Source organism: Undibacterium sp., from assembly GCF_030683615.1.
Classification (GTDB): Bacteria; Pseudomonadota; Gammaproteobacteria; order Burkholderiales; family Burkholderiaceae_D; genus Undibacterium; species Undibacterium umbellatum.
On record NZ_JAUXQE010000027.1, the window covers coordinates 18213 to 36355 of the forward strand.

Genomic DNA, 18143 nt, shown 5'->3' on the forward strand with positions numbered 1-18143 from the left:
CTCTCGTACTGGTGCTACTGCGCGGACGCAATAGCCCATCTTTTTATTTTCCCTGTTGATCCAGAAATACGCTGCCGACCTGGCTCAATATTTCATCTTCCAACTGTTGTGCTGGTATCGGCTTGCTTAAATAAAAACCTTGCAGGATGTCGCAAGACTGCGTGCGCAGGAAATCCAGTTGCTCGCGGGTTTCCACACCTTCGGCCACCACTTCCAGACGCAAACTATGGGCCAGCGCAATGATACCAGTGACGATGGCAGCATCGTCGACATCGCCGGGAATATCGCGCACGAAAGAGCGGTCTATCTTGATGATGTCGACAGGAAAGCGCTTGAGGTAAGACAGCGATGAATAGCCAGTACCGAAATCATCAATGGTCAGTCTGACACCCAGGCTGCGCAATCGGTCCAGTACTGCCAGGGTATCTTGCGCATGCTCCATCAAAGTGCTTTCGGTAATTTCCAACTCCAGCAATTTGGCTGGCAAACCTGTGTCGATCAACACTTGCTCTACCGTGCTGGCGAAATCCTTTTCAAGCAACTGACTGACCGATAAATTCACCGCGACCCGCAAATGCCCTAAGCCTTTATCCATCCAGTTGCGCATTTGCGCGCAAGCTGTGCGCAAGACCCACTCACCCAGTGCGATGATGAGACCTGTCTCTTCTGCCATGGGAATGAATTCCAGCGGCGATACCATACCGCGGCTGGGATGAAACCAGCGAACCAGTGCTTCCATGCCTATGATCTCGCCGGTATCGATGCGCGCCTGTGGCTGGTAAAACACTGCCAGTTCATTACGTTCCAGCGCACGGCGCAAGTCATTTTCCAGACGCACTCGCTCAGAGATGGAATGTTCCATCGCTGCTTCAAAGAACTGAAAGTCGGTATTGGTTTTCTTGGCCCGGTACATGGCGGTATCGGCATGCTTGACCAGGGTGCCGACATCCATTCCGTCATTCGGATAGACCGAGATACCGATACTTGCAGTCACAAAAATATCGTGGCTATCTATCTGGAAGGGTTTGGCCAGGGTACGACAGATATTTTGCGCAGCCGATGCGGCGGCCGCCGGGTCAGCCAACTCACTCAGTACTACGGTAAATTCATCACCACCCAGGCGTGCCACGCAATCGGCATTGCGCACGCTGCGGCGTATGCGTTGGGCGACAGCGATCAGGAGGCGGTCGCCAACATCATGGCCCAGGGTGTCATTGACGTTCTTGAACCTGTCCAGATCCAGGAACAGCACGGCTACCGATTCGCCGTTCTCTTTTGCCAGTGCCAACCTGCGCCCCAGTTGATCGAGAAACTGAGTACGATTCGGCAAACCCGTCAGCACATCATTGAAGGCCAGGTGGCGTATGCGTTTTTCTGCCTGGTTTGCTTCTATGATGCGGCGCACACGTTGCGACAACACGGCGAAATGGATGGGCTTGGGGATGTAGTCGCAGGCACCAGCAGCAAAAGCTCTCTCTACCGAGCTATTGTCTTCCAGTGCTGTAATCATCAGCACCGGTATGCTGCGGCCGCGTGGCATTTCCTGTATCAGGGTGCAGGCAGTAAAACCATCCATGACAGGCATGACGGCGTCCATGAGGATGACATCGGGCCGCATGCGTTTCAACATCAGGAGTGCTTGCGATCCATCGGCAGCTTCTTCGACTTTGAAACCATCTCTTTGCAGGGTATGGCGCAAGGTACTACGTGTGCTGCGATCATCATCGACCACTAACACCTTGGCAACCTGACGGCTATGGGTCACCGCTTCACGATTTTCCAGAAAAACTTCATTTCCCAGTTCAGCCGCTACTGCTTCATAGGCTTGATGCAGGCTGTTTAACAGAGGAGCTATTTCTGACAAATGTCTCTCCAGTGCCAGTTGCTCGACTTCCTTGGCAAACTGCAACAGATTGCTGGCTCCCAAGTTGCCGCTACTGCCTTTAATGGAGTGAGCCATGGCACGCACCAGTTCGGCATCGCCCTGCTGCAAGCCCTGGTGTAACTGCTCAAGATATATGGGGGTATCTTCCAGGAACAGGGATACAGTTTGCTGCAGACCCGGCCCGAGTATATCGCGCAGCTTGTCAAAGACCACACGATCAAGTGGCTGGCTGTCCAGTGCCTGCAAGTGTCCATCAGCAGGCAGGGCACGCCCTGCAGCGCCGCCGTGTGTCAGCCAGCGCTCCAGTTTGTGGCGTAAATCGACCAGGGTGATGGGTTTGGCGAGGTAATCATCCATGCCAATTGCCAGGCATTTTTCAGCATCTCCACGCTGGGTATTGGCGGTCATGGCGACGATGGGTGTACGTCTGCCCAGACCATCTTCATAACTGCGTATGCGCACTGTGGCTTCATAGCCATCCATTTCCGGCATGCTGCAATCCATGAGTATCAGGTCATAGCGATTGCGGCGCGCTGCTTCTACTGCTTCCTTGCCATTGCCGGCAAACTCACAATGACAGGCAGACAACGAGAGCATGCCTGCCGCCACCATCTGATTGGTGCGGTTATCTTCGACCACAAGTACACGCCAGTCGCCTTGCAGGCCATGCTGACCATTATGACGTGCCACCTCGTTCGACCTTGATTGCATGGGAGCAGGAGCCATAGCAGCAGTTGAAGTCTGCAAATGAACCGTGGTCAACAGCAAATGACGCAGCGCTTCCAGCAATCTTTCCATTTGCACCGGCTTGCCAAGGCAAATGTCGGCAGATGAGGGATTATTTTCTCCAGCACAGCCATAGCGGTCCAGCGCCAGGGTGCGGACACCGCTATAGCGATGATCGTTACGCAGGCGGCGCGCCAGTTCTTCACCATTGTCATCAATACTGGCGACATCCATGATCACCAGCGAATGCGGCGACCCTTCCCTGGCTGCCAGGTCCAGCAAATTCAATGCCTGTACACCATCTTCGGCGGCACGACACAAGATGCCGTGCCGGGCCAGATTCTGGCTCAGGAAGTCGCGCAGGATTTCGCTGGGGTCAACGATAAGCACGCGTTCATCTTGCAAATCGCTGCTCAGCAAACTGGCTTTTTCACTTTGTTGATCACTCACAGTGGCATGGCATTGCATGCTGAAATAAAAATTGCTGCCCTGGCCAGATATGCTGCTGACGCCTATCTCGCCATGCAAGAGTGCCACCAGTTGTTTGCAAATGGCCAGCCCCAGACCTGTACCACCATACTTTCGGGTGGTGCTGCGGTCAGCCTGGGCAAAAGATTCAAAGACATTTGACACCGCATCTGGCGACATGCCTATGCCTGTATCGCTGACGTCAAAACGCAATTTCAAGCGGGCCCCATCTTGCGTACTGCCAGGATGCTCGGTCAGAACCACGCGCACAGCGATTTCCCCTCGCTCGGTAAACTTGACGGCGTTACCAATCAGGTTGATGAGTATCTGACGCAGGCGCAAGGGGTCACTTTTAATGCGTAGCGGTACATCATCAGCAATCAGGTAGGCCAGTTCCAGGCCCTTTTGCTGGGCCTGCTTGGACAATAATTCCAGCACTTCGGCCAGCACTTTATTCAAGTCAAATTCAATTTCTTCGACTTCGACCTTACCAGCTTCCATCTTGGAAAAATCCAGGATGTCATTGATCAGCTCTATCAATGCCTGGGATGAATTCCAGGCCACATCGACGCATTCCCGCTGGCGTTTGGTCAGGCGCATTTCTTTCAGCATGTCGAGCATGCCGACCACCCCATTCAAAGGCGTGCGCACTTCATGGCTGACAGTGGCAGCAAACTGCGCCTTCATAACGGCTGTGTGCAGCGCCTGGTCGCGTGAATGCTTGAGTTCTGCCTCGCGCTCTTCCAGCACGGCCATCATCTGGTTGAATGCATGCGCCATTTCTATGATGTCTTTTGAGCCATCGGGCGTGGCACGCATGCCAGACTCGCCCGCCTCGGCCCTGCCCATGAGTGAGGACAATTGATTCAGCGGACGTATCATCTGGCGCGACACCAGGCGTATCAAGGCCAGCAAGATCAGGGCAAATGACAGGGTGATGCCAAGGTTGCCCAGCAATAAGGACATCACCAGTTTATTCAGCGTGGTCTTGCCAACCACGACATGAACATAGCCCAACAATTGTGGCTTGCTTTCCTGCACTTCAAAAGGTGATGCTTCAGTTTCTCCACCTATCACGGGAGCGCTGAAGCGCCAGTCCTGGTCGCTTTCCTGTTCAAGTCTGGCACTGGATAATTGCTCAGTTGGCTGGGTTTGTAAAGGCGGCAGATTAACGCCGGGCTTGCTCTGTGACAGCAAGACCTTATGTTCGGCATTGGCGATTTCGACTTGCAAAACATCGGGAAATGCCAGTGTGGTAGCTACGACTTCCCTGGCATTGTCAGCAGAGTGATACAAGAGCGCGAGGCGGCTTTGCCGCGCAAGATTTTCTGCTACTTGCTGGCCTTGCACCACAAAATAAGCGCGCATGCGATGGCTGGCCTGCCATGAGTTCATGATGGAGGAAAACAGCGCCAATACCAAAATGGCCGCCGTAATAATGACGGTCAATTGGCGGCTAAAACCGGTACGCCGAAAATAATTGCTGAAAAACTTCATGCTTGAACCAAATTTACTTAGCGCCATCTACCGTCACATCGCAACGACAAACAACAATATGTCTCAAAATATTCAAGATCATGGAGTCATGGCTAAGCTATGGCTCCATGCTTGGCTTGTTTGCTTCTGCATATGCAGACTCGTTCATACTCGGTGCTGCAGCGCCATCATTCAAGGCTCAGGAAAAATCGAATCGAAACTTCGCTGGCTTTGATAATCAATGTTTAAACCTATATGACTGGCCGTGCGCAAATTCACGGCGACCAGTACTTCACGCAAGAGTGATACACCTGATTTACGGCCATCCCCACTCAGCGCACTTTGTGCTGCCATGGCAAGACTGTGACCGAGTTCCAGGTTATTAGGGTACAAGGCAAATAGTGCACCTTTTTTAGCATGCAGGAAACTGCTGGAAAAGAAAGGAATGCCACGGCTCCAGGATTCACGTAAGACCAGGGGCAGGATACTGCCTTCTTCGACCGTGGTGGAATCTTGCGGCAGCCACAGGGCATCGCGCTTGTCGGCGCTGGTAAAAGCTGCTTCATATTGATGAGCGGCACTGGCCAGGTCGCGGGCTTCATAGGCCAGCAACTCCAGCCCATGCTGTTTGGCGGCGTCGCGGGCGAGTTTGATCAAAGATTCATTATTTTTAGGGTCATACACGACAATGACTCTTTTGACATTTGGCAGCAGGCTCTTCAAGCGTGAAAACAATAACACCGGATCTGGCATGAGACTAACGCCAGTCATGCTGCGGCTTTCGCTTTCCGGGATGTTCAAGACACCACCAACCACCACAGCAATTTCGCGATCAAGATTGTTGGCCAGTTTTACACCCTGGCGACCCAGGGCAATGACAACCTTGACACCACTGCGTTTCAATTGGGTATTCAATTCACCAGCTTCGGGCTTTTGCCCTATCGGGATACTGATGACGGGCAAGCGCGATTTACTTTCTATACCTTCTATGATCTTGGCAAAAATGCTGCGGTACGGCTCGCCCATATCGGGATACAGCACGGCCAGACTGCCGCCACTACTCGCATCCTGACGCCTGCCCTGACCAGCAACATCAGCAAACACCAGATATTCACCATATTGACGACCCATGCGTAAATCTTGCGCCATGACTGGCGTATGCACGAGCTGTTTTTGATTTTGCAACATAGCCAGATCATAGAAAGGTACGGGCTGTTGAGCCTTGGCTGGGAAAGTCAAAAACAGTAGCCAGCAAACAAACGCAAACCAGCGGGCGTGTCGAAACACTTCCAGCTTACCGCCAGTTTTGCAACGGGCACGATCAGCATGGATCTTGAATACAGAGGAGGAGCAGGTTTCCGCTATCAAGTGTTTCATTCTTTCTTTGATTTTCACTGCAAGGTGTATTGCACTCCTGCAATTTTTCCCCGGCTGCCATCTTAGCCATCAACATTAACAGGTTTACTTCTGTCCCCATACCAAAATCACTGGTGCTGCCCGTTCTTTCTGGCTGGCGGCCAATCTTTTCAAAAATCGAAATGACTCAGTTTTACAACTTGTAGCCAAACTGCACAAACACTGATCGTCCCGCCATGGGAATATCATTTGGCAAACTCACAAAAGGTGTGCTGTAGGGGCTGGGTTCGCGCACATCGGCATTGAAGAGATTGCGCACCGACACAGTCCAGTCCCAGCCAGCATATTTGTTATTACTACCTATAGTCAGATCCAGAGTGGTGTAATCCCGTATCTTCGGACGGGAGTCACTGGGTTCGCGTTGCCTGTCGCCGACATGATTGACCTGGGCATTGACGCGCCATCCTGTTGGTGCATGCCAGTCAGCACGGAGATAGGCGTGGCGGCGTGGTGCCAGACCCGGATCTTTTTGCAGCATGTCGTCAATCGCGTGCTGGTAAGCGATATTACCTGCCAGACGAATATCCCTGTTCACATCCCAGCTTGCTTCCAATTCAAAGCCCCGACCACTCTGGCTGCCACCATTTTCATGCAAAAAATTATTACTGACACGAATAATGTCCGTCATCTGATAATGAAAAAGGGTCAAACCCAGATGCAAGCCTGACTGCGTCTGCCAGCTTAATGCGGCTTCCGTGGTACGCATTTTTTCCGCCTTCAATGCCGGGTTGCCATTCACCACAGGGTTATTGATGACATATAACTCTTCAAAAGCAGGGGCACGAAAGGCGCTGCCATACAAGAGCTTGGCGGTCAGGTTGTAGTCGACCTCCCAAACCAGGGCCAATCTTGGATTGGTCGTGTTACCAAAATCGGAATACTGGTCACGCCGGATACCAGCAGTCAGGGTCCAGTCCTTGGCAAACTGCCACTCATCTTGCACGTAGACATACTTCAACAAGCGGCTATGTGGTCGTAAGTAAGGGACAGTGTCAGTAACATCGACCAAATCGGAAAAAGCACCTGCATTAATGGGTGAATTGTCTGGATTGAAGTTTTTCGTCTCGCGGACCTTATATAAGTCTTCTTTTGACATGCCTAGGCCAAAACGCAGATGATGTTGGGAAAAACCACTGTAATGCACGGTCGCGTTCAATCTTTCATGGCGCTCCCAGCGGAAAGGGCTGCCGATAAAACCATCCTTGAATGCGCCGCCAAAAGCCCCGGCAGGAAAAATATAGACACTGGCATTTTCATTATAATAAGTAAAACTGCCATTGACTTCCCCCCCCCAGTCCCTGGCCATAACAGGATCTTTATATTTCAGATCACTGGTAAACCTGCGGCTGCTAGCCCAGCCTTTGGGATCGAGTGCCTGACCTATGCCTGGGCCAGTTCCCAAATTTTCTCTGTGCATGACTCCCAGATGCAGATTCCATTTGTCGTAAGCAAATTCAAGATTGACATCAGTGGCGGCGCGACCGAAATTTCCGTAACCAGGGGCCAGCGAAGCATTGGTTCCAAACAATTGATCAAATCCGCTCTGGGCATCACGCTCCACCAAAGGGCGTGGCCCGGCAGTACGGCTATGTTGCAGGGACGCTGCCACATCGATGCCCGCCCATTTACTCCCATGTAAAACCCAGGCGTCACGACTATTGAAGGAACCCAGCCTGACACCGAAACGGCTTCCTTCCTGCTCTTTTGCAGTTTTTGTGACAATATTGATCACGCCAGAAAAGGCATCTGCACCATACAGGGCGGAACCGGGGCCACGAATAATCTCTATTCTGGCAATATTTTCCAGCGGCATGTCGGCAGAAACCAGCCCCCGGTCGCCGCTATAAGCGTTCGTTAATGGTGTTCCATTGATCAGCACCAGCACTTGAGGATTGTTCAAGGTACTGCGTACCCCGCGTATCGTGTAAATACCCATGTTCAGCACAGTGGACCGGCTTACATGCAAGCCAGGCACGGTTTCCAGTATGCCGTCCAGGCTGGTAGCACCGGTTGCCTGGATGTCCGCAGCCGTGATCACTGTGGCAACGGCAGGTGCGCGGCGCAAAGGCATGGCCGAACCGGTAGCAACACTAATGACAGACTTGTCGCCATATACCAGGGCCAGGTCCTCTTCATTTTGTGGCTCGTCAGCCATGGCCAGCTGCGGCTGTGCCAGCAGCAAGATAGCAAAATTCAGGGCATTTAGCGTGGTGATAAGGCGTCTCATCATGTCCCCTGGAGTTTACAACCATAATAATCCAATCCTTCCGGCAACAACAAGCAGGATGCGTGATGGCAACGGGCATTTCTCACAACACTGCCGACTTATCACAAGCTCTACGATATTAATTATTATTAATGCAATTTAAATTCGGGCTACCTGCAGGAAAAGCCGACATATGCACTTACCTCATTTATAATCAAAGGTTTAGCAATCACCGCAGATCATATTATGGAATTAGCCAAGTCTTTTGAGCCCGCAGAAATCGAACAATCCTGGCGTGGTGAGTGGGAAAAACGTGGATATTTTGCCGCCACCATGGATGAAGGCAAACCCTCATTCTCGATACAGTTGCCGCCGCCGAATGTGACAGGCACCCTGCACATGGGCCATGCATTCAACCAGACCATCATGGATGGCCTGACGCGTTACTACCGTATGCGCGGTCACAATACGGCCTGGGTGCCGGGTACTGACCATGCGGGTATCGCTACGCAAATCGTGGTGGAGCGCCAGCTGGATGCACAAAAGATTTCACGCCATGACCTGGGCCGTGAAAAATTCCTGGAAAAAGTCTGGGAATGGAAAGAAAAATCCGGCTCCACCATCACTGGCCAGATGCGCCGCATGGGTGCCTCTGCCGACTGGGACCGTGAATATTTCACGATGGATGCCGAACGCTCGAAGAGCGTGACCGATATCTTCGTCAAACTGGTAGAGCAAGGCCTGATCTACCGCGGCAAGCGCCTGGTCAACTGGGACCCAGTTTTGGGCACTGCAGTATCTGATCTGGAAGTGGTGTCGGAAGAAGAAGATGGCTCGATGTGGCATATCCGCTACCCGTTTGCAGATGGTTCCGGCCATCTGACGGTAGCGACGACACGCCCTGAAACCCTGCTGGGTGACGTGGCCGTGGCAGTTGACCCGACGGATGAGCGTTATATCCACCTGGTTGGCAAGATGCTCAAGCTGCCGCTGACTGACCGCGAAATCCCGGTAATTGCCGACAGCTATGTTGACAAGGAATTTGGTACTGGCTGCGTGAAGATCACGCCTGCGCATGACTTGAACGATTATGCTGTTGGCCAGCGTCATAAACTGGAGATGATTTGCATTTTTACTCTGGATGCCAAGATCAATGAAAATGCTCCAGCTGTGTATCAAGGCATGGACCGTTTCGTCGCCCGCAAGCAAATCGTTGCTGACCTTGATGCGCAAGGTTTGCTGGATTCGGTGAAGCCACACAAGCTGATGGTGCCACGTGGCGACCGTACCAACGTGATCATTGAGCCGATGCTGACTGACCAATGGTTCATGGCCATGAGCAAGCCGGCGCCGGAAGGCACGCACTTCCCAGGTAAATCCATTGCTGAAGTGGCACTGGAAAAAGTCGCTGACGGTGAAATCAAATTCATCCCGGAAAACTGGACGACAACTTACAATCAGTGGCTGACCAATATCCAGGACTGGTGTATTTCACGTCAATTATGGTGGGGTCATCAAATCCCGGCCTGGTATGGCGACAATGGCGAAATTTTTGTTGCGCATGATGAAGCTGGTGCAAAAGCCAAAGCAACTGCTGCTGGTTACACTGGCGCATTGAAGCGGGATGAAGATGTGCTCGATACCTGGTTCTCGTCTGCGCTGGTACCGTTCTCGACCATGGGCTGGCCGGAAGAAACACCGGATATCAAACAGTTCCTGCCATCTTCAGTCCTGGTGACCGGCTTTGACATTATCTTCTTCTGGGTAGCGCGCATGGTCATGATGACTACGCACTTCACCGGCAAGGTGCCTTTCAATACCGTATATGTACATGGTCTGGTACGTGATTCCAGCGGCCAGAAAATGTCCAAGTCCAAGGGCAATACCCTGGACCCTATCGACCTGATAGACGGTATCAGTGTTGATGAACTGGTCGCCAAACGCACCGCTGGCCTGATGAATCCTAAACAGGCTGCCAGCATAGAAAAAGCCACGCGCAAGGAATTTGCCGATGGCATACCTGCTTATGGTACTGACGCCCTGCGCTTCACCATGGCCAGCTATGCCTCTCTGGGCCGGAATATCAATTTCGACCTGGGCCGCTGTGAAGGCTATCGCAATTTCTGCAATAAGCTGTGGAATGCAACCCGCTTTGTCTTGATGAATACCGAAGACAAGGATTGTGGTTTTGGTGCTGGTGTCACAGAAGCTGACCTCGAATACTCACAAGCTGACAAATGGATCATCTCTACCCTGCAACACGCCGAGGCCGAGATCGAAAAAGGTTTTGCCGACTACCGTTTCGACAATATCGCCTCTGCCATCTACAAGTTTGTCTGGGATGAATACTGTGACTGGTATCTGGAAGTGGCCAAGGTACAGGTACAGCAAGGTAATGAAGCGCAGCAACGCGCCACACGTCGCACACTCTTGCGCGTGCTGGAAGTGATCTTGCGCCTGGCTCACCCTATCATTCCTTTTGTTACCGAAGCTTTGTGGCAAACCGTGGCTCCGCTGGCAGGCAAGACTTTGAACCCGGCTGGCGACAGCATCATGATCCAGCCTTATCCGCTGTTCGTCGCTGAAAATGTCGACACTGCGGCAGAAGCCTGGATGCAGGCACTGAAAGGCATGACCGACGCTTGCCGTAACTTGCGTGGTGAAATGCAATTGTCCCCTGCCCTGCGCGTGCCGCTGTTGTTGCAAGCCGCCAATGCAGAAGACAAGGCACGCCTGCAATCTTTTGTGCCTTATTTGCAAGCCCTGGCGAAATTGTCTGAAGTATCTGTGGTTGATGCCTTACCAGATTCACCGGCACCGGTATCCATCGTCGGCGAATCCAAGCTGATGCTGAAGGTGGAAATCGATGTGGCAGCAGAACGTGCACGTATCAGCAAGGAAGTCGCCCGCCTGGAAGGTGAAATTGCCAAGATAGAGACCAAGCTGGGTAACGAAGGCTTTGTCGCCAAGGCACCTGCACAGGTCATCGCGGTTGAGAAAGAACGCCTGGCGAATTTCAAAGCTACCCTGCAAAAACTGCTGGAACAGCTGGGTAAGCTGCCACCAGCATAAGATGTTGCAATATCGTGGGTTAAAGTAGGTACTCTAAAAATATTGTACGTGGTGAAAATTTTGCCACGTACAATCAAATCACATAAATCAGAGACCGCAGTTTTTCTTTTGGAGACAGCATGAAAAAAACAGTTCCACTTGTGTTATCCGTACTATCCGCATTTATCGCACTCACCGGTATGCCCCTGCTGGCGCAGGCTGAAGAAAGCCCCGTCGGCCTGTGGAAGAGCATAGACGACAAGTCAGGCAAACCCAAGGCGCTGATCCGTATTACCGAAACTGCCGGCGAATTGCAGGGCAAGATAGAAAAACTGTTTTTGGAAGCCGATGTTACCGACAAAAACCCAAAATGCGACAAGTGCGAAGGTGCCAACAAAGACCAGCCCATCGTTGGCATGACGATTTTGTCAGGACTGAAAAAAGACGGTGATGAATACACCGGCGGCAAAATCCTTGATCCGGGTAATGGCAAGCTGTACAGCAGCAAACTCAGCATTGTGGAAAACAACAAGAAACTCAATGTACGCGGCTATATAGGTGCACCCATGTTTGGCCGTACCCAGACCTGGTTGCGCGAGCAATAAATCACAGGCTTGAGCCCGCACTTCAGAGGGAGCTTAGGCTCCCTTTTTCAATTTCAATCCAGCAACTATGTTGTAAGCAGGCGACTTGCCATAAAGCCTAATAAAGCAGATGATGAGCTCTTGAATCCCTTATTTATGAGGCGGTGTCATGAAAAAAGCTTGGTCGTCCTTGTTTGCACTTGCCCTGCTGATATCACACGGGCTGGCCTGGGCACAAAAACCTGAGGCCCAGTTACTCAAAATTGCCACCGGCGAATTACCCCCCTATGCTACTGAAAGCCGACCTGACAAAGGCATCGCCCTGAGCATAGTGCGGCGCGCCTTTGAACTGGAGGGCTACCGGGTAGAATTTACTTTCCTGCCCTGGTCCAGGGCGCTGGCAGAAAGCCGTGCTGGCAAGTGGGATGGCACCGCATATTGGGGACATAAACCAGAACATGACGTGAGCTTTTTCCTGAGTGACAATGTCATCACCGAGCAATGGGTGTTTGTCTATCGCAATGCACTGGATTTCAAATGGCAGCAACTGGCTGACCTGCGCCCGTATCGCATCGCCATGATACAAGACTATACCTATACGCCAGAAATCTGGGCCATGGCCAACAAAGCTGAGCTGAAAGTGGAAAAGCTGCCAAACGACATGGCAGCCCTGCGCCTGTTGTTGTTAAAACGCGTGGATATCGCCCCTATGGAAAGAAATGTCACCTGTGATTTGCTGGCACGCAATTTTTCCCCGGCTGACGCAGCGCAATTGTCTGCGCACCCAAAATTGATGACAGACAGTTTCACCACTCACCTGATGATGTCACGGGGTTTGCCGAGCAGTGCTGGCCGGGTCGCGGCTTTTAATGCAGGCTTGAAAAAACTGCGGGCGTCTGGTGAATATCAAAAATTGTCGTCGCAGGTAAATTGCCCACAGGGCTGGTCGGATGTGGCTAAAACTGCGCACTGAATTTATAGCAAACGCCTGCCCATGTCTTCATGACCAGGAGCACACAGGGGCAATTGCATGATGAAACTGCTGCCTATTTCTGGCTGGCTTTCAACGTGTATGCTACCGCCCAATACGTCGCTGACAAGGTTATAGACTATATTCAAGCCCAGGCCACTCCCTCCCTGTCCGAGTTTGGTGGTAAAGAAGGGATCAAAGACGCGTCCCAGATTGGCCCCTGCTATCCCTATGCCATTGTCTCTGACACTCAATTCCACTGACGCTGGCTCAGTATCAAGCAGGCGCGCACTGACATCAATGAGCCCGTTTTCGCGCCCTTCAAACCCATGCAGGATCGCATTATTGATGAGATTGCTGATGATCTGCCCCAATAAACCTGGATAGGCATCCATTCGTATTTCCGGCGGAATATCCATGCGTATTTCATGCACATTTCGCTTGATGCCTGCACCTATGGTCAGGAGGATTTCCCTGATCACTTCATCCAGCAGGAAGACGCGGCGCTGGGCGCTGGTGCGATCCACAGCCACACGTTTGAAGCTGCCTATCAGCTCAGCAGCGCTATGCAGATTGCGCAACAAAATATCGCTGGCCGCCAGATTATTGTCGACATAATTTTGTAAGGCTGCACGGGTAACGCCCTGTTCCATTTTTTTATTGAATTCCCGGCTCAGGTCATGGATGGTGCTGGCCACGGTGACAGAATTACCAATTGGCGTATTAAGTTCATGTGCCACACCTGCCACCAGAGAGCCAAGTGCTGCCAGCCTGTCACTGCGCTGAATTTCAGCATGCGCAGTATTGAGGTCATCCAGTGCTGTCCGCAACTCCTGATTTGAGGCATGCAATTGCCTGGTGCGGTCCTCAACACGTTGTTCCAGCGTAGCATTGTGGCTGGCTTGCTCGTGCATCAATTCACCCAGGCGCAAACGCATGGAATCCACACCAAGGGCCAGACTACCAAGTTCATCTGCCCTGGCGACACTGACAGCATCGGCCAGTTGCCCTTGCCCCAAACGATCCACATCGCGCTGCAATTGCTGCAGTGGGCGCATCATGCGTCGTTGGAATAACAGCCACAACAAGAAAAAGGAAATCAGTAATTGCACCAGGATGGCCAACCCGCCCTTGAGGAATTTTTTCAGGAATTCCTGCTCCATCAAATGACTGCTCATTTCTATTGTGACGCGCCCTATGACCGCACCATCCTTGCGAATGTCACGGGTTTCGCTGAGCAAACCCTGTTTCTGCACATTTGCTTGTTCGGCATGCACAAAGCGACCCAAAGCTGCATCTTCAACAACGATGCGTACGACATCGGGATTAAGCATGACCGAATTAACGAAACTCTGCGCACTGGTTGTATCAACTTGCCATAAAGGCACAGGCATGGTTTGCTCCAGCATGCTGGCATATTGCTGGAGCGAGCCACGCACACGGACTTCAAATTCGCGCTGATAGCTATCGCTGGCCAACATGGTTCCCAGCAAAATAGCAGGTATCAGTATGCCCAGACCTATGCCAAGTACAATAGCATTGCGCAAGGACAAGGTTAGCTGACGTGCATGACCACGCTGATCTGGTGACTCTGGATGATGTATATGCTTGCTGAGCATGGCAGTGGCCAGTCCCGGTTTAGCCTGACTGCCTTACGGCAGAACTTGCCCGCACCTTGATGCTGGCTGTGAGTGATGCAGCAATCTGTCTTATTGCGATGATCGTTCCAAGGCGTATCGCATTACACAATTATTCTACCTGAAATCGTCGCCATACTTGTTGATTCACATTTCACTGAGGCAAGCAGGAACGTCAACAAAAATTTCTTGACTCGCCTTGATGTAGATCATCAAGGCGAGGCTCCATACGCTTAGTATGAAGACAAGGAAATTTCTCCTCGTTACCACAACAACCCTAGAAGGAAGTCCATGCAAGTAGATCATCACCCCCTGTCTTCAGAATTTCCGGAATACAAGCAAGCCATACACGAATTAAAAACTGGCAACGCGCATTTCGCCAAATTGTTTAACGAATATGATGAAACTGATAAAGCCATCAATCGTGCAGAAAATGGTGCCGAACATCTGGGCGATGCAGCACTGGAAGGTTTGAAGAAAATACGTGTCAGTCTGAAGGATCAGTTATTCCAGATCTTGCAAACCAGCGCTGCTGCTTAATCAATCCTGGGTATGCTTACAGTGAACCGCCAGACTCAACTCTGGCGTTTTGCCCTGAAAACTTGTTGATCGGCATAAAAAGCAGCATCTTGCTGCGTCCACCAGCCTGGTAGACCAAGGACAGGTAAAGGTGTGTAGTCTGCCGTTGTCAAAGCTTGCTCTGCCAATTGCTGAGCGACCATTTTGTCAATATATGAACGTCGGCCTGGGCCATCCAGTTCGAAGTACTCTGGTGCTACCGTCACTACCCAAGTGTGGGCAGTAATCGCTTTATAGGGTTTGACCAGTTTTTCCATCAAGGCATGGCCAAAACACCAAACCTCTGCACAGCGTCCAAATTTTTCAGCCTGCGTAACAAAGGCATCCTGCCATGCATGGGCGCGCAGGGCCGTGATCAGGTTGGCCCCCTCCGCCGTATCGGCAACCACCAGCAAGGCAGCGTTCTCGTCAAAGATGGTAGCAGCATCCCGCGCGGGGCCGCGAGACTTGCCTATGCCACAAGCCGCAATTTGCGCTGCCTGCAGCGCATTCAATTGACGCTTGATGGCGGGGAAAGTCAGCCATACCAGAGCATTGAAAAAATCATGAAGATTCTCGCGGGTAGGCACCAGACCGGTCGCGCTGATATGTGCTTCATACGCTGTGCCTTCGGGCAATTCTTCCTGAGTAATAAAGCGTAGTGGCAGTTCAAGATGATTGCTCAAACCAGACTGCCCGGCAGTCTGATTGAGTTGCGCACGCCAGTCATCTGCCGCCAGCAAGCCTTGCGCCTCTTCACGTACAGCGGCAAACCAGGCTTGCGACCAGTCTATGTCATCAAAGAAACGTGGTGTCATGAAAATGCAGGCAAAGTTCAGGCGACGCGCATTTTCCAGTGCAGGGTTTCACCACCGTTGAGCGGCACGATGGTGGTATCGGCGAATGGCAATTCAGCCGGCATTTGCCAGTCTTCGCGCACCAGGGTAATGCTACCGCTATTGCGCGGCAATTGATAAAAGTCGGGGCCATTGAAACTGGCAAATGCTTCCAATTGATCAAGCTTGCCAGCTTGCTCAAAAGCCTGAGCATACAATTCCATTGCATGCAGGGCGGTGTAGCAACCGGCGCAACCACAGGCATGTTCTTTCAAACCCTTGGCATGAGGGGCCGAATCTGTACCCAGGAAGAAACGCTTGCTGCCCGAGATGGCGGCTTTAACCAGCGCCTGTCTGTGGGTTTCACGCTTGAGTACCGGCAGGCAGTAATAATGCGGACGTATACCACCTTTGAAAATCTCATTGCGGTTGTAAAGCAAATGATGGGGTGTAATCGTCGCGGCAATCGGGCCGCCGGACTGTGCCACATAGGCGGCAGCATCGCTGGTGGTGATATGTTCAAACACTACTTTCAATTCCGGCATGTCCTTGCGCAATGGTTGCATGACGCGATCAATGAACACGGCTTCACGGTCAAACAAATCAATTTCGGCATCCGTAACCTCACCATGCACCAGGAAGGGCATGCCAACTTCCTGCATGGTTTCCAGAGTCTTGTAGCAATTTTTGAGGTCGGTCACACCGGCGTCTGAATTGGTAGTGGCACCAGCCGGATATAGTTTCACGGCATGGACGAAACCGCTGTCTTTGGCGCGACGAATTTCATCTGGGGGCGTATTATTTGTCAGGTACAGGGTCATCAACGGTTCGAAACTCATGCCGGCTGGCAAGGCAGCAAGTATGCGCTCACGATAGGCGGCAGCCTGTTCAGTCGTCGTGACTGGCGGCTTGAGATTTGGCATGATGATGGCACGGGCAAACTGTGCTGCCGTATGCGGCAGCACGCTGGCCAGGGCTGCGCCATCGCGCACATGCAAATGCCAGTCATCGGGACGGGTAATCGTGATTTGTTGCGGTGAAGTGCTTGAAGTGGGGGCAGTCATGGTAGCTCGCAGTGACGGAATACCGGCATTTTACCTTTTTCGTCCATCTTAAGCACCTTTGCAAGCATTGCTCAAGGGCATTTCACGGGAGGTGTTTCTGCTAAAATAATGAAATGACAAATTATTCAGCGTTACATTTCCTTAGTGGCATGCAATCACGGAATCGAGTTTGCCACCAAAACGCTGCAATGCCATGACCCGCATGATCAATGCCTGTTCAGGCAATATATCAAGTGCGTTTTGCGATGAAGTGCCCTGTGTCATCAATAAAGCTTTGTCCTGCGTATGCGCCAGACCTAGTACGTGCCCTAGTTCATGCCCTAAAGGTTTGCCCATGATGAAATAGGGATTGGCATGTCGGTCCTGGCGCTTCATGAGTACATCGTTAAACACTGCTTTGCCTGCGGGCAAATTACCAAATGCATCCGCAACTTTACCTGCCGGTGCGGGCATGGCTGAGGCAAAAATCACTGTCAGTTGATTGCGATTTTCAGTCCAGGCTGGCAGCTCACTTGCCGGACGAAATTTGAAATTGAAACCAATGCGCGCCTGCTGGTAATAACGGTTGACGAGCGCCATATAGGCTCGCAGTTGCTCAGGCTTATTCCAGATGGCAGAGTCTTTGAAAAACACGTCCACATCGACCACTATGGTTTTCTTGCTTTTTGCATCAGCACAGATTCCCGCATGCACAGCACAGTCTGGTTGCTGCTCAGGGAAAATCTTTAATTCGCGCGGTAAGTCTGCTGCCCACAGATGCGACCAGTCCAGTGCTTGCCATTGATATTCATCAGGTATTAATTTTCTGCAGTTTTTTGCATCAACTGCCCTTTCGCTCTCAGTGCCATGAACTGGTGCAACTACCAGCGTCAGGCAGGCAAGTATGGAGCAGACTATAGACTGCATCACTAAAGCAAATGAAGAAGGGAATAAATGCATGAGAAATCGCTGAATGGCGGTGCCGTGATTGTGATGCTTCACATGCAAATACGCAGCAATTTTATTGTATCTATGAATGGTGACTTCAGTTACAAACGAGCCCGGCACTTTGCAGTGCCGGGCTCGTTTTTTTATCACTTTACAGGAGGATTACCCTCCTGCTATTACCAACCGAATTAAGCGATAAAGTCGCCAGCGACGATGGAACCTGCGCCAGTGATTTTAACGATAAAGTCAGTTGCGTCAACTGTACCTACAGTGCCACCGATGTTTTGGAAAGCATAAGTACCAGCTGCTGTACCTGCGGCTACAGTGATGACGTAAGCC

The 18143-nt window shown here is 51.6% G+C and carries 11 protein-coding genes; 4 read left to right on the forward strand and 7 right to left on the reverse strand.

Annotated elements, in window-relative coordinates; translation table 11 throughout:
- Window positions 1–43: 43 nt before the first annotated feature.
- The 3 genes from Q8K39_RS14105 to Q8K39_RS14115 form a co-directional block, all read right to left on the reverse strand.
- The gene (locus Q8K39_RS14105; protein WP_305261118.1) at window positions 44–4576 is read right to left on the reverse strand and encodes an EAL domain-containing protein; all 4533 of its coding nucleotides are present in this window, start codon (window positions 4574–4576) and stop codon (window positions 44–46) included.
- Between the two features lie 171 nt (window positions 4577–4747).
- Window positions 4748–5932, reverse strand: coding sequence for an ABC transporter substrate binding protein (locus Q8K39_RS14110; protein WP_305261120.1), 1185 nt, complete (start codon window positions 5930–5932; stop codon window positions 4748–4750).
- 172 nt (window positions 5933–6104) lie between these two features.
- Window positions 6105–8201, reverse strand: a complete 2097-nt coding sequence (locus tag Q8K39_RS14115) for a TonB-dependent siderophore receptor (RefSeq protein WP_305261122.1) — start codon at window positions 8199–8201, stop codon at window positions 6105–6107.
- A 222-nt stretch (window positions 8202–8423) separates the two neighbouring features.
- Here Q8K39_RS14115 and Q8K39_RS14120 point away from each other — a divergent pair, with 222 nt between their 5' ends.
- The 3 genes from Q8K39_RS14120 to Q8K39_RS14130 all read left to right on the forward strand — a co-directional run bounded on the left by Q8K39_RS14120 (window position 8424) and on the right by Q8K39_RS14130 (window position 12785).
- Window positions 8424–11249 (forward strand): valine--tRNA ligase, encoded by a 2826-nt coding sequence (locus tag Q8K39_RS14120; protein ID WP_305261124.1) that lies wholly within the window; start codon window positions 8424–8426, stop codon window positions 11247–11249.
- Window positions 11250–11368: 119 nt separating this feature from the next.
- Window positions 11369–11833, forward strand: coding sequence for a DUF2147 domain-containing protein (locus Q8K39_RS14125; protein WP_186956291.1), 465 nt, complete (start codon window positions 11369–11371; stop codon window positions 11831–11833).
- A 148-nt stretch (window positions 11834–11981) separates the two neighbouring features.
- Window positions 11982–12785 carry an ABC transporter substrate-binding protein gene (locus tag Q8K39_RS14130; RefSeq protein WP_186956290.1) on the forward strand — a complete coding sequence of 268 codons (804 nt, stop codon included), beginning with the start codon at window positions 11982–11984 and terminating at the stop codon, window positions 12783–12785.
- Window positions 12786–12787: 2 nt separating this feature from the next.
- Here the strand turns inward: Q8K39_RS14130 and Q8K39_RS14135 are convergent, their stop codons facing one another.
- Window positions 12788–14401: a sensor histidine kinase gene (locus Q8K39_RS14135; protein ID WP_305261127.1), complete on the reverse strand. Its 1614-nt coding sequence runs from the start codon at window positions 14399–14401 to the stop codon at window positions 12788–12790.
- A 309-nt stretch (window positions 14402–14710) separates the two neighbouring features.
- Between Q8K39_RS14135 and Q8K39_RS14140 the strand changes: the two genes are divergently transcribed.
- Window positions 14711–14959, forward strand: coding sequence for a YdcH family protein (locus Q8K39_RS14140; RefSeq protein ID WP_305261129.1), 249 nt, complete (start codon window positions 14711–14713; stop codon window positions 14957–14959).
- 35 nt (window positions 14960–14994) lie between these two features.
- Here the strand turns inward: Q8K39_RS14140 and Q8K39_RS14145 are convergent, their stop codons facing one another.
- From Q8K39_RS14145 to Q8K39_RS14155, 3 genes are all read right to left on the reverse strand, one after another.
- Window positions 14995–15795, reverse strand: coding sequence for a DUF3025 domain-containing protein (locus tag Q8K39_RS14145; RefSeq protein ID WP_305261130.1), 801 nt, complete (start codon window positions 15793–15795; stop codon window positions 14995–14997).
- A 17-nt stretch (window positions 15796–15812) separates the two neighbouring features.
- Complete coding sequence (gene pyrC, locus Q8K39_RS14150; RefSeq protein WP_305261132.1) at window positions 15813–16877, reverse strand: dihydroorotase; 1065 nt, start codon at window positions 16875–16877, stop codon at window positions 15813–15815.
- 141 nt (window positions 16878–17018) lie between these two features.
- The gene (locus tag Q8K39_RS14155; protein WP_305261133.1) at window positions 17019–17783 is read right to left on the reverse strand and encodes a hypothetical protein; all 765 of its coding nucleotides are present in this window, start codon (window positions 17781–17783) and stop codon (window positions 17019–17021) included.
- Window positions 17784–18143 lie beyond the last annotated feature (360 nt).

Coding starts and splice junctions, on each gene's coding strand:
- Q8K39_RS14105 (WP_305261118.1), bottom strand. CDS start 4,576: ATGAAGTTTTTCAGCAATTATTTTCGGCGTACCGGTTTTAGCCGCCAA.
- Q8K39_RS14125 (WP_186956291.1), top strand. CDS start 11,369: ATGAAAAAAACAGTTCCACTTGTGTTATCCGTACTATCCGCATTTATC.
- Q8K39_RS14145 (WP_305261130.1), bottom strand. CDS start 15,795: ATGACACCACGTTTCTTTGATGACATAGACTGGTCGCAAGCCTGGTTT.
- Q8K39_RS14135 (WP_305261127.1), bottom strand. CDS start 14,401: ATGCTCAGCAAGCATATACATCATCCAGAGTCACCAGATCAGCGTGGT.
- Q8K39_RS14130 (WP_186956290.1), top strand. CDS start 11,982: ATGAAAAAAGCTTGGTCGTCCTTGTTTGCACTTGCCCTGCTGATATCA.
- Q8K39_RS14140 (WP_305261129.1), top strand. CDS start 14,711: ATGCAAGTAGATCATCACCCCCTGTCTTCAGAATTTCCGGAATACAAG.
- Q8K39_RS14110 (WP_305261120.1), bottom strand. CDS start 5,932: ATGAAACACTTGATAGCGGAAACCTGCTCCTCCTCTGTATTCAAGATC.
- Q8K39_RS14115 (WP_305261122.1), bottom strand. CDS start 8,201: ATGATGAGACGCCTTATCACCACGCTAAATGCCCTGAATTTTGCTATC.
- Q8K39_RS14120 (WP_305261124.1), top strand. CDS start 8,424: ATGGAATTAGCCAAGTCTTTTGAGCCCGCAGAAATCGAACAATCCTGG.
- pyrC (WP_305261132.1), bottom strand. CDS start 16,877: ATGACTGCCCCCACTTCAAGCACTTCACCGCAACAAATCACGATTACC.
- Q8K39_RS14155 (WP_305261133.1), bottom strand. CDS start 17,783: ATGCAGTCTATAGTCTGCTCCATACTTGCCTGCCTGACGCTGGTAGTT.